Origin of the sequence: Methylobacterium nodulans ORS 2060 (assembly GCF_000022085.1) — a bacterium.
Taxonomy (GTDB): Bacteria; Pseudomonadota; Alphaproteobacteria; order Rhizobiales; family Beijerinckiaceae; genus Methylobacterium; species Methylobacterium nodulans.
On sequence record NC_011894.1, the window covers coordinates 6745652 to 6757956 of the forward strand.

General features: G+C 65.7%; 13 protein-coding genes. 2 read left to right on the plus strand and 11 right to left on the minus strand.

The window, feature by feature from the left end:
- Window positions 1-123: 123 nt before the first annotated feature.
- From ampH to MNOD_RS31420, 10 genes are all read right to left on the minus strand, one after another.
- The gene (gene ampH / locus MNOD_RS31375; protein WP_015932986.1) at window positions 124-1233 is read right to left on the minus strand and encodes a D-alanyl-D-alanine-carboxypeptidase/endopeptidase AmpH; all 1110 of its coding nucleotides are present in this window, start codon (window positions 1231-1233) and stop codon (window positions 124-126) included.
- Between the two features lie 92 nt (window positions 1234-1325).
- Window positions 1326-1637: a hypothetical protein gene (locus tag MNOD_RS31380; RefSeq protein ID WP_015932987.1), complete on the minus strand. Its 312-nt coding sequence runs from the start codon at window positions 1635-1637 to the stop codon at window positions 1326-1328.
- Entirely contained in the window at window positions 1634-1936 is a 303-nt protein-coding gene (locus tag MNOD_RS31385) for a hypothetical protein (protein WP_043749772.1), read from the minus strand. The genes MNOD_RS31380 and MNOD_RS31385 overlap by 4 nt, the downstream gene beginning before the upstream one ends.
- A 597-nt stretch (window positions 1937-2533) precedes the next feature.
- Entirely contained in the window at window positions 2534-3271 is a 738-nt protein-coding gene (locus MNOD_RS41895) for a sialate O-acetylesterase (RefSeq protein WP_015932989.1), read from the minus strand.
- An 84-nt stretch (window positions 3272-3355) separates the two neighbouring features.
- Window positions 3356-3979, minus strand: coding sequence for a hypothetical protein (locus tag MNOD_RS41900; protein WP_157091603.1), 624 nt, complete (start codon window positions 3977-3979; stop codon window positions 3356-3358).
- A gap of 283 nt (window positions 3980-4262) precedes the next feature.
- On the minus strand, window positions 4263-4820 hold the full coding sequence (locus MNOD_RS31395; protein ID WP_210161789.1) for a hypothetical protein: 558 nt from the start codon (window positions 4818-4820) through the stop codon (window positions 4263-4265).
- On the minus strand, window positions 4811-7225 hold the full coding sequence (locus MNOD_RS31400; protein WP_050783440.1) for a host specificity factor TipJ family phage tail protein: 2415 nt from the start codon (window positions 7223-7225) through the stop codon (window positions 4811-4813). The genes MNOD_RS31395 and MNOD_RS31400 overlap by 10 nt, the downstream gene beginning before the upstream one ends.
- Window positions 7162-8163, minus strand: coding sequence for a phage tail length tape measure family protein (locus MNOD_RS49480; RefSeq protein ID WP_043749777.1), 1002 nt, complete (start codon window positions 8161-8163; stop codon window positions 7162-7164). Before MNOD_RS49480 ends, MNOD_RS31400 begins: the two co-directional genes overlap by 64 nt.
- Window positions 8164-8621: 458 nt before the next feature.
- Window positions 8622-8819: a DUF7697 family protein gene (locus MNOD_RS31415; RefSeq protein ID WP_015932993.1), complete on the minus strand. Its 198-nt coding sequence runs from the start codon at window positions 8817-8819 to the stop codon at window positions 8622-8624.
- A gap of 53 nt (window positions 8820-8872) precedes the next feature.
- Complete coding sequence (locus MNOD_RS31420; protein ID WP_244424596.1) at window positions 8873-9304, minus strand: hypothetical protein; 432 nt, start codon at window positions 9302-9304, stop codon at window positions 8873-8875.
- Between the two features lie 877 nt (window positions 9305-10181).
- Here MNOD_RS31420 and MNOD_RS49485 point away from each other — a divergent pair.
- On the plus strand, window positions 10182-10811 hold the full coding sequence (locus MNOD_RS49485; RefSeq protein ID WP_244424826.1) for a phytanoyl-CoA dioxygenase family protein: 630 nt from the start codon (window positions 10182-10184) through the stop codon (window positions 10809-10811).
- Window positions 10812-11016: 205 nt separating this feature from the next.
- Window positions 11017-11265 carry a hypothetical protein gene (locus MNOD_RS31430; RefSeq protein ID WP_015932995.1) on the plus strand — a complete coding sequence of 83 codons (249 nt, stop codon included), beginning with the start codon at window positions 11017-11019 and terminating at the stop codon, window positions 11263-11265.
- An 87-nt stretch (window positions 11266-11352) separates the two neighbouring features.
- On the opposite strand, the gene MNOD_RS31435 is transcribed toward MNOD_RS31430, so the two are convergent.
- Entirely contained in the window at window positions 11353-12294 is a 942-nt protein-coding gene (locus MNOD_RS31435; RefSeq protein ID WP_015932996.1) for a phage tail tube protein, read from the minus strand.
- Window positions 12295-12305 lie beyond the last annotated feature (11 nt).

Genomic DNA, 12305 nt, shown 5'->3' on the forward strand with positions numbered 1-12305 from the left:
TGCGCTTCACCAACTTGTGCGACACGCCTGTAAATTGCTCGATACAATACTGTCAGTCATGGAAATTCAGGGACTACGAGAAGCGCATTTCACCCTTCCTCTAGCAATCTCTCCACCTCGGAATCAGCGCGTCACGAGGTTTGCGATCAGCTTGTTGGCAGCATCCGTCAGGGAGGAGAACATGGCAAAATCGACGCGGTTCACGACGACGAACACGCCGACGTCGCGGCCGGGGGCGAAGGCGACGTAGCTCATAAATCCTGCACCGCCACCGCTCTTGATCAAGAGCATCGGCTCGATGCCTCGTGCCGCCACCGCGACCCAGCCGAGCCCGAGACCCGCCATCGGCGCGGCATCGTCAAAGCCGATCGCGGCCGGCATCGACTGGCGTGGGCGGTAGACAGCCTGGCTGAGGGCCAGCACTGGGTTCGCGCTGTCGAGGTTGTGGCGCAACCAGCGCGCCATGTCATTTCCCGTGCTGTACAAGCCGCCGCTTCCGTCCGTCGCGTGCGTGTCGACGCAGGTTGCAGGGCCTCCAAGACCCGAGCCGATCATCAGCCGCGCGCATTGCTCGGGCGTTGGTGCGAACCCGGTATCCGTCATGCCGAGTTGCCCCGTGACGTGGCTGCGCAGCAAATCGGGATAGGAGCGGCCGCCGGCTTTCCCGATGGCATCGGCCAAGAGGTCGAACCCGACATTGGAGTAGGAGGCGATGGTACCGGGTTCCCACGGCAGTCGATAGCTGGGAAGCCACGTCCAGCGATCGTCGTATGTCGGCCAAGCCCGAGGGTTTACGCCGTCGGGCGCGTCGCCCATCTCTCGCGGCAGCGCCGCCGAATGGGTGGCCAGATCGAGCAATGTGATGGGGCGGGCGTTGAAGTCTGGCAATCGCGCGTCGGCGGCGAAAATCTGCAAGGGGTCGGTCAGGGCGAGCTTTCTTTCAGACGCGAGCGATACCAGAACCTCTGCTGTGAACACCTTCGTGATGGAGTTCAGCCGCACGAGGCTCGCGCCGTCCGGCTTGTTTCCTTTGCCCTTCTCAGTCTCGCCATAGCCGCGGATCAGCACTTGGTCGCCACGCACGACCACCAGGACCATGCCGGGAGCCCCGGACTCCCGGAACATGATTTCTCCGGTGAGGTCGGTTGCGGCCAAGAGGATCGGATCATCAGCTGCATGCGAGGCCGTCGCGGTCACGAGTGCAAAGACGAGTGCGATGAATGCGAATCGCATGACGGTGCCGCGGCTCCGGTTCAGAGCTGAAGCTTAACACGCACGCGATCCAGCTCGAGCACTCAGTTTCGACATTCGCTGTTGATTGACGCCTACGGTTGGCGCTGAATGGAGCGCAAGGTCATCGATTTATCTCTTCGATCATCAAGAATTGACTGTCCGTGCGCCTCTAGATAGCGGTGCGTCAGCTCGGCGAGCACCCGCTGCAACCATTCTGGATTCAACGCGACCGGATGGCCCATCTCGGCGGCCGTGCGGTCGAACTCGTCCAGAGCCACCCGGATGAGATCGCAGCTCAACCGCCGATGCCGGTGCTCGGCCCGAGCCAGCCGCAGGCGGACGCCCCATGACGGCTCGATCCGGGGCTCATCCTGCTGCGGCCAGAGCCAGCGGAACGGGTTCACCGGCCCACCTCCCGCCGGAGGTCTTCAATGCGCTGAAGGATGGTCTCGATTCGACCAACCGCCGCGTCGAGCTTGTCACGGGTCCACTGGTCGTTGGTGACCCCGTGCTGCTTCAGGTCGGTGATCAGGCTGCGCGTTTCCACCTTGGCCTGCTCGACCGCCTCATGCAGCCGTTCGAAGATGCCGGTCCGGCTTTTCAGCGCTGCGGTAACGGCGGCGTTCGTGCCGGTGTTCCGTTCGACCGTGACGGCGAGTTTCTCGACCAGCGCCTCCAGATTGCGCTGGTACTTCTCGGTCACGGCAGCCGTAGACGCCACTTGCAAGCCTGTCCTGTCCAGCAACAACCATCAATGTGACGGCGTCGCTATCGGAGACTTGCGTCCTCACGTAATTGTTCGCGTTCATCCGCATGAGGCTGGCCGTGAATTCCGGCGCCCCAATCACCGTCCCGCCTGGCTTGCCAGGCGCAAGGTTCCTCCCCGCCGCCGTAGACGAGAAGCCAAAGAAATTCAGGTACTCCAGGCCGTCCGGCACGGGCGCAATGTAGCGGGAGGCACTGGCGGAGGCGTCGGCGCCTCTGATGGTGATGCGGGGCATGACAGATCCGTCAGACTTGAGCGACAGGTTGCTTGAAGGCGATGCACCAATTCGCGAGCGAATAGGGCTTGCCGACAAGTGAGGCTATGTTATCCGCAGCATAATCTCCGGAACCGGCCGCATACTCCTAATTGAATGGCGCTTGCAGAGGGTCGCTATCACAGAGGTTCCCCCCGCCGAATGCCTCCGCCTGTCGACCGTAATAGAGGTTCGCGACGCCGCTCAGTGAGCGTCCCAAGGTGAACTTGACGACAGCGTCTCCAGCGATCTCAACGCTGTTGATCGGAACGACGCCAAGGCTATCGATGACAGTGAACCCCTTGGTCGAGAGATCGACAGGCGTCGTCCCCGCCCAGAAAGCTCGGAACTGCAGAGGCGGCGCAGGGACGTGGAAGCTGGCGAGGATGGTGCGTCCCCTGGCCACGATGGACAGAGGGCTCAACGGCCGCCAGGATCCTCCGGAGGGTCAGCACCTCGTGCAGGACCTTCCTGAAATACAGGGCCATCCACCGATAGCCGTTCGGGGTGAGATGACCGCCCTTGTCCGTGAAGGGATAGCTCGGGGTTGCGATAAAAACCCCAGCCATTTCTTGCGATAGTTCCCACTGCGCGTCACCGATCGACAGGTCTGCGGCGTCGCTGGTATACTGCCCTCCGGTTTGGTACATGATGAGTGCCGGCGGCTTGCTCTGGTTCGGCACAAGTTCGGATTTTATATCCGAAATGAGCTGGGCGAGTTTCGCCTTATACGATGATTTGCTGATTGAGCCGCCGAAATCAGGGACATAATTGTATTCACCTTGAAGCCATAGAACCGCAGGTATTCCATATGTGAGATTGGCGGCTTGGGCGGCCGCTTTTCCAGCGGCGGACATGACGCGCAAGCGATTGAACAGCTCCGGGCTGACCCCCTTCGAAAGCTGCTCGATCGTCCGGCCGCCGACCGCGCAGTTCGAGATCACCAGCTTGCGATCATCCATGCTGGCGAGCGCGAAGTGCTGCAGTTGCAGATCGCGGGCGAACAAGCACGCGGCCAAGCCCGGCTCCTCTCCGAGCGTGCCGACGCCGGGAGAAAGAGCGGCTTGCTGCGCGGCAGACAGGATTGCCCCTGTGTCGTTGTTTTAGGCCGTGGCTACAGCGGGGCGCAGCACGGCATCGCCGACAGGACTTGGATTGGAATCGTCATAGGCCCCACCGGGGCGCACCGACTGCCCGATCATCAGGACGTCGGATCGCCCGGCCGTCGTCTTGACCGGCCAACCCTCCCAGCCCTGACCAAGGGACTGCCCGTCGACGAACAGGTGGTTGAGCCCAAAAGACAGGGAGGCCGTATAGCCGTTGACCTGAGATCGGGTCAGGGCGGCGATGCCGAGCGCGCGGGCATTCTCGGCCCCGATCTCCTCCGCGCGGAAGTCACCGTCACCTGCCCCGGTGCCGGTATCGGCGCCGCCGCTGCCCGGGATCACGAACAGCACGAAGCCAGCCTCGTCCGTGAAGACGGTATCGCCCTGGCTGAACCCCGAGGCGTTCAGCTCTGTGATCTCCAGAGCGTTCTCGACGTGCAGGCGATCCGTTTCGACGGCCGGGCCGCTCAGGACGTCATTGAGCTGTAGCCCATATTCGCTGAAGCGGGCGATCGGGACACCGTTCTCGTCCACGATGTCGAGAGCGCCAGCGGGGTCAACCTTGAACATGTCGGCGATCGGATCAAGGGACGCCTGAAAGGCATCGATCTCGGCATCCAAGGCAGTGACCCGCCGGAAGAGCTCGGCGGCGATGCTGGGGTCGAGGCCGGCGAGACCGCTAAGGCGCTGGGCGAGGATCTCCAGCGTCTGACGCCGCAGCCCGGACAGCCCCGGCTGACCGGTGATCTGGGTGTGAACGAGTATCTCGGAGGCGGCATTCCCGTCGTCCAGAGGCAGATTTGGTCGTGCGAATGCCGGCATCAGCCATGCGGAAGCGTCCCAGGGTTGGAGAGGGCACCCGGAGGGCGTCCTGCATGTCGATGGGGATGGAAGGATTGACCGGTCAAGCCACCGTGATGTCGAAGGGGCCGACCGGGACGCTCTCGATGGGGTTCTCAAGGCTGTCGAGGGCGGTCGCCCAGATGCGGTACGGGCCGGGGCTCAGGTCCGTGATCTCGAAGACGGGGAGCGGTGTGTTCAGACCGCTGGCGATCGGGTCGCCCTGCTTCGTGGCGCTTGCGAACAGGGCGGAGGCGCCCGAAGCAATGTAGATCTGCGTGGCAGCAGTCTGGGGGCTCGGGCCGCTGGTGACCTGCACGCGGATCGTGCCGGCGGAAGGCGACGTCGCGGAGAGGTTCTGCGGCGGCGACGGGGCATCCGGATCAGTCGCGGCGACCACATGGGTGAGCGACGCACTCCAGTCGCCCGGCGTGCCGAGCGTGGACACCGCCCGGCCCTGCAGCTCGAGCTCGTCACCGCGCTGATAGCCCGGCAGCACGACGGCGCCAGCCGCCGCGGCTCCGGGCGCGAAGAGCCATGTCGGCGTCCCGATCTTGCGGTGGCGTACCTCGAACGAGGCGATGGGCAAGGTCTCCTGCGGGTTGGCGCGGATCACCACCACCACGGGGGTCGGGTTCGACGGCGTGGCCGCATCGGCCGCAAGGCGCCCTGGGACAGCACGGCGTCGATGATCGCCACCAGCGGCGCGCCGGCCGGCTCCTGCGCCTCGCCGCCCGCCCGGCCACTCCACGGTGGCGGCACCTCGGCATCGACCAGCGCCTCGATCTCGGGAGCGTGGTCGATGAGGGTGAGGCGAGCGGAGAGATCCTGCATCGCCTCGATGCCCTTGACCGTGCAGGCGAAGGACTCGCGCGAGCTGGGGCCGAAGAAGGCGAGGTTGCCAACAGCCGGATCGGTGCCGGCCCCGGTCAGGACAACCGTGTTGGTCTCACCGGGTGCCGTCTGGATTGTCCGCAGCAGGCTGGAGCCGTCGTCGCGCCGGAAGCGCACGGCGTAGGTCTGGCCCGCCTCCATCGTGACCGGCTCGTCCAGGGTGACGTTCGTGCGGCCGGCGATCGTGGTCACGGCCTGGACGCGGGCCGCCACCATCGTCCGGTCGAGGACGTCGTGTAAGAGCTGAGCCCGGTCGCCGCGCGAGCACTGCAGCGCCTCGAAGTCCTGGTTCGCGGTGTGAGTATCGCGGCGCAGTTGCAGCTCGTAGCCGCGGCGCCGCCCCTCCCGATACACCTGATCCGGGTTGGTTACGCCCGGGAGGTCGATCTTCTCGGTGACCGTGATCGGCCCGGTATGGCCCGGGAGCGGGATGATCCGCTCGGCCTTGGCGAAGCCGTTGGTCTCGTCCAGGAAGGACACCCGGAAGGCGTGCGGCAGGATCGTGTAGGGCCGCTCGCCCTGGTAGCCCCAGGAGTTGCGCGGCGAGATGTGGGCCGTGACCGTGTCGAGCGCCCGGTCGATCACCACGCCCCAGGCGGTGCCGCTGTCCTGCGGGCTCGCCCGGCCGGCCGCGGCGATGTCGCCGAGCACGTCGAGGACGGATGCCTCATAATCATGCACCCGGTTGTAGGTCAGCCCCTTGGCGGCACAGAAGGCGTGCCAATCCTCCAGGGCCGCGACCTCGTCCAGGGTGAACGGGTAGGTGATCGCCGGGCCGGTGAGCACGTAGCGGAACAGGCTGGCCGGGTTGTTGGTCTCGCGCACGACCCAGGTCTGCGAGGCCGCGTCCCAATCCGGGCAGATCGAGGCCATGTCGCAGTTGAGCGCGTCGAGCATGCCGTTGAGCTGGCCGGTGGCACGGATCCGGCAGGCGGCGAGCGCGAGCGGCTTGTCGAAGTCGATCGGGTACTCCGGCCGGAAGGAGCGCAGGACCGACCACACCGTGCGGCCGTGGCGCTGGATCTCCTTTTTGCTCTGATCCGCCTCGTCCCAGTCGAGGGTGGTGCGGGTCAGCTCGATGTCGTACCGGCCGCGCTCGGGGAATGCGATCGGAACCGTGCGGGTCAGGGCGCTCGACTTCTTCGAACTGATGACGATCGGCGGCGCCGCGACCCAATCGTCCGTGCCGCTCTTGGCGTACTGCACGTTGATGGAGACCGTGAAGGTCTGGTAGCCGCCGTCCTTGTTCACGGCGAAGACGCCGGACGGCGCGCTGATGTCGATCTCGCAGCCGGTGCAGTCCGAAGCAGTGGTGCGGATCTGCGGGCCACCGGTGGGCGCAGCGGCCGACTTCAGCTCGACCGACAGCGCCTCCTCGATCACCTGCTGCGGGTAGAGGGTCAGGCGCTCGTCGGCGGCGTAGCCCTGGCGGGTCTCCAGGGTCACGTCCGTGAACCGCTCGATCGGCGTCTCGCCGATACGCCAGTTGCGCATAGCCAGCGGGCCGTAGCCGCACAGGAACGAGGCCACGACATAGCGCTCGTCGCCCACCGCCTGCGTGTAAGGCGTGGCGGCATAGGGCGGCGCGGAGCGGATCTTGCCGAGGACGAGCGGCACGACGCCATCCGGCGTCAGCTGGTTCTGCAGCCCCTGGATGCTGTAGGTCGGCTTGTCCTTGGCGTCCGAGCGCGGCGGGACGAGTGCGTTGATCAGGAGCGTGCCGGCCAGCAGCGTGGTGCCGGTGATGACCGCCGACGCGAGCGATGCCAGCGTGCCGGTCGCAGCGCCCGGCAGACCCAGCAGCGAGCCGGCGAGCATGGGGCCGTAGAACTGCCCGAGGGCGAGCGCGCCGACCGTCACCGCGATGGTGAGCACGTTGCGCATGATGTCGCCCTGCGGGACAGGGCGGATGATCAGCTGCGTGCCGGGCTTCGGGCGGACCCGGTGCCAGATGGCCGGCAGCACCTCCTCGTCGCCGATGGTGACGCGCAGCAGGCGCTGCATCCCATCCGTGAGGCCCGGGTAGGCCGCGGCGACGATCTCCGCGACGCTGCTGCCCGGCGCCACCGTCAGCTCGTGCCGGCGGGCGACATCGAACAGACTGTCGAGGGCGAGGACCGAGACGTCACGCATCGGAGCGATCGCCTATGATGATCTCGTGGCCGTACCCCGCCGACCGGACCGCGACCGGCGCGCCCGTGTTGTTGCGGATGGTCACAACCGCCGGATCCTGCTTGGGCGAGCAGGCGAGCAAGGTGTCCGTAGATCGTGCCGAGCCGGCGCGTGCCGTAGGCGAGGTTCGACGCGACGCGCCCGAAGGCGCTGGTGGCGTCGCCCAGATGCGAGGTGAGATCCGCCGCGCGCGACAGGCTGGCGCTGTAGGCCTCGAACAGCATGCGCTGTGCGCCGAGGCGGTCACCCTGCTCCGCAAGGTTGCGGACGGTCGCCTCGGTGCGGGCGTTCAGGAGGCCGAGCTTCTCGTTGAGGGTCTGAGCCCCTTTGGCCGGATCGGCAAAGGCCTGCGCCAGCTCCTGCGTGGCGTCCGCAACCTCCTGGCCGGTGGTGGCCGCGAAGTCCTTCGCAGACCGCCCGAGGGCCACGAACATCTCGACCCCGATCCGCCCCGTGGCGGCGAGGGTCGCCGCGATGCTGCGCGCCTCGCGCACGGACACCTCACCCGAGGCGGCGATGGCGACGGCCGCGGCGTTCACCTGCTGCGCACTCGCGCCCGAGGCCCGGCCAGTGCCGGCCAGCAGGCGGTCCACCTCGCGCATCCGGTTCTGGTAGGAGAGCAGCGCCGCACCCCCGGCGATGATCGCCACGGAGGTGACACCGACCGCGCCCCCGAGCAGCCCGATCCGGGTGGCCAATCCCGCCGCCGCCTCGCCGGCCTGCGTCAGCGCACCCTTCACGCTCGCCCCACCCGGTCCGGCGAAGGTCTGCGCGATCTGCGGGGCCTGCTGAAGCGCAATCAGGGCCGGGCTCATGCCGGAGGCGGCCGATGAGACGATATCGCCGTCCTGGAACATCAGGTTGCGGATCTCGTCCGACCGCAGGCGGCGCGTTCTCATTGGCGGCCTGCGGCGTCACCCCGAGAGAGCCCAGCCGCCGGGAGGCCTGCGCATTCGCCTCGGCGCGGGCGCGGTCGGCCTCGATCTGGGTCAGGGTGGCGCGGCCGGTCGCGCCGAGATCGCGCCAGCCATCGCTGATGGCCCGAATGCGGGCGTGTGCCGCTTCGGCGGCCCGGGCCTGCTCCTCGAACACCGCGGCGGAGGCGCGCGCGGAGCCAACCTGGGGCGTGCTGACGCCGAGCAGCGCATTCACGCTCGCCTGAGCGCGCGCCTGCGCCTCCGCCTGCCGAGCGGCCTCGGCCAGACGCTGGTACCGAGCGGCCTGGCGGTCAGCGGCAGCGCCCGCAGCGTCGGCCGCGGCGGTGACGCCCTGGAACGCCTGCTGGCCCGCCCGGCCGGCCTCGTCGGAGGCGCGTCTGACCTCGGCGCCGCCCTCGACGGCGAGGCGGATCGCGACGCTATTCGCCATCACCGCTCTCCTTCCGGTAGGCCTTCACGATCAGCGGCTCGACCCGAGGCAGCAGGTCGGCAAGCAGCGGCAAGGCCGCGCCCATGGCATCGGCCATCAGCAGGATCGCCCCGAAGTCGAGAGCATAGACGCCGCCGAAGCCCACGCGCATCTGCCCGCCGCAGCGCTGGATCACCGACCAAGCCACGATGCCCTCATCGGTTTCCGGGGCGTGCAGCGTGTAAGGGCACTCGGCACAGGTTACACCACAGGCAGCGCAGTATTCGTCTCCCCCGCCGAAGTGCCAGGAGGCGAGCTCGAGGATGCATTTTTTTCCGCGTCCCGCTTCAGCGCCGGAATGACATAGCGGCTGTCGAACTCATCGAAGGCGGCCCAGACGGTCATCAGCAGGTCGACGGTCTCGGGCGTTGCCGGAACCGGCACGCCATCGGCATCGCCGACTCCCTCCCACTCGATGATCGCGCGCCGGGCCAGCTCGCCGACAAGGGCGATGTTCGTCCGCAGATCGAGATCCTCGCGATCGTCGCTGCGGATGACCTTGCTGACCGCCTCGCGCGCGGCCAGCATCATCGCCACCGTGACCGGCCGAACCCGGACGCGCACGCCGGGCAGGAGGTCGAGCCAGCAGGGTTCGGAAGAGGGAGAAAGTCTAAGCATGAGAATATCCTTCATAATTCCAGCCATGTCTTACTTTGAAAGCACCGCGATGCGCAAAAAACCATCGGCAGCGCAAATCAGTTTCTTACAGAAGAAGAAATAACTAAGCTGACAGACTTCTTGTCAGATTCACTTGTAGAGCCCGTTTAAAAGTCGCCCGAGCGCGGCTCCGAGCGGCGGAAGCTCGGTTGGAGAACCTTCGCCAATCTCAAAAAGCATCGCATTTGACCACCTTCGGCTCCGAGCCCACGCCCGAGTTTCTGCCGAAGGCGCATTCTCAAATGAACTCTCAAACCATAACACCGCAGCATCTTAGCTGACCGCGGCCGGGCATCTGGATAGGAACGGTGCCGCGAATACTTGTCAGCCGCCAACATACACAAAAGTTAACGCTGTGAAGCGTCAAAGATATGACATAATTGCTGTAAAACCTCCCTTCTGCGCAGGCCGGCAAACAGACTTATTGTTTCTGGCAGAATCGGTAGCACCCATACACCGCTGAGAGCTTGCGAGGAGACGCACATGCGTAGGTGGGCACGCCTGGCAACCGCACCGCTTTGGCCTCTGCAACTCGCGACTGCTGCCAAGTCGTTCGAGCACAATCCCCTGATCGGAAGCCGCCAGCTCAACCGATGGGGGCTGCACGGCAAACGGGTCGAACTCGCGGCACGTCTCGCAGCATCTCGTCGCGCAAGGCTCGCGTCCAGAGTGCCGGTCGAGGACCGCGCCGCTTTCGACCGAGACGGCTTCGTGATCAAGCGTCGCTTTCTGCCTGACGATGCCTTCAAGACTGCGCGACGAGATCCAGGCTTACAGGGGACCCATACGGGAAAAAGCCGAAGGGCGGACAGTTCTGCGCAAGGTAACGGTCGGCAGCAAGCTGCTTGAGCAAATGCCGAGCTTGAAACAGGTTCATGGATCAGAGACATGGCAAGGGCTCATCCGTTACGTCGGCAGCCGGGACTCGGAACCAGGCATGTTTCTGCAGGCAGTTTTGCAGCAAGCGTCTGACGGTGAAGATGACCCACAAACAATTCTGCACGCCGACACGTTCCATCCGACGGTGAAGGCTTGGCTTTTCCTGACGGACGTTGAGGAGCACAGCGGTCCGTTTACCTACGTTCCCGGCTCGCATCGGCTCACGGCGCGGAGGCTCGAATGGGAGCGGCGAATGAGCCTGACCGCGGTTTCTTCAGACGATTTTGAGACGAGGCAGGGCTCTTTTCGAGTTAGCGAGGCCGAACTGGAAGATCTTGGCTTCCAGATGCCCGTACCTGTTGCCGTACCTGCCAACACTCTTGTGGTGGCAGACACATTCGGCTTTCACGCCCGCGGCCGGAGCGCCCGTCCGTCGACGCGGGTTGAAGTCTGGGGGATCGGTCAGCGTAACCCGTTCCTTCCATGGACCTCGCTCGATCGAGCCGTCGGAGCTCTGTCTTCGCTCGGGCGCACAGGAAACGACTGGGAGGTGCGCACAGGCATTTCGATTTTCGATGATGTCAGAAAGCCGGCTGAGCGGTAGTCAAAGTTCTTTGTCACGTCAGGCGCTCGGCAAGTTGCGCCTCCCAGCGCCTCAATTTACTTGCCAAACCGGCATCGCATCAGATGCCTGCCGTCTTACGAAAACCAAACCCAAGTCGTTCAGCGGTATCGATAAATAGACCCGCACATAGAGCAAATTTACAGCTTTCCATTCTACCACATCCTTCAGCTGAAGGTGCTCACTCATGGCAACAATTGCAGACCTCCTCACGACCCGGCTCCTGACCGACGAGCAGGTCGACGCAGCCGTGATGGGCTACCTCGCCGACCCCGCGCCTGGATCCCGCCAGATCGCGCACGGCCTCGCCCTCGACATCAACGCGGCCGTTGCTGCCTACCGCCAAGCCGCAGACCTGATGCAGCGAAAGGACGTCACCGTTGCACGGCGGCGGGTGGCCGTTCGGACGGCGATCCTGCTGGCGCATCTGACGTGAGCGCCACATCCATGGACGTCACGGCTGCCATGGCCGCCCACGTCTCACCGCCAAAGCGGTGTTCGGAATTTGGTGGCAGTGCCGTCCTCAGTAGCTCGGCACGTTATTGATGAGGGTGGCGGTGACCGTGCGGCCGAGGGTGGGATCCTTGGCCGCCTGCCAGTTGAAGGTCGCCTGCACGCCGTTCGGGCCGGTCACGGGGGTCTTGGCCCGCGGCAAGAAGACAGAGTGGACCTTGAACACGAGCGAGCGCGCGGCGTCCGTCACCCACCCGAACGTGAACTCGACCGGTGTGCCGGCGGTGGCCTGATCCAGCAGGGCGGTGTTGGCGAAGCGCACCACGAGGCTGCCGGTCATCGCCACCATGCCCGGGTCGGCGTCCTCGATCCGCCCGTCCCCGCGGATCGCCTCCACCTTCTCCAGCTGGTTCGAGTAGGTGAACTCGGCCGAGACAACGGAGCCGAGTGCCACGCCGCCGCGGGTGACGGTGCCCTGGAACGGGCTGAACCGCTCGATGCTCGCCTCGGCGAGGGTGCCGGCGGCCGAGGCGGTGAGCTTGGTCTCGCCCTGGGCGATCAGGCCCAGGGTCGCGGTGAGCAGGCCGGAGTGCTGCATCTGAACCCGCAGCGTGTTGCCGCGCACCCCGAAGTTCTGGCCGTAGCTCGGCACCTCGGGCAGGCCGACCTCGACCGTCATGGAGGGCAGGTCGATCGCGCCCGACGTGAACACATGCGTGGTCGTGCCGCTGTCGGCGGTCGACGTCGGCTGCCCCATGAACAGCTTCAGCCAGTTGCCGAAGTTCTTCAGATCGACCGGGACGACGACATCGCCGTCATTGTTGATCACGTCCTTCGAGGGCGGCAGCGGCTCGCGGCCGTAGCCGAGCAGATCGCTGGCAATCAGACCTTGTTCCTCGCCGAGGTTCGAGGAGACGAAGGGCAGCTTGCGGTAGCCGCTGGCGGGCGGCGTGCCATAGGTAGTCTCGAAGGCCGCCGCCATGATGGCGTTGGCTCCACGCGCGCGTGCCATGGGTCTCTCCT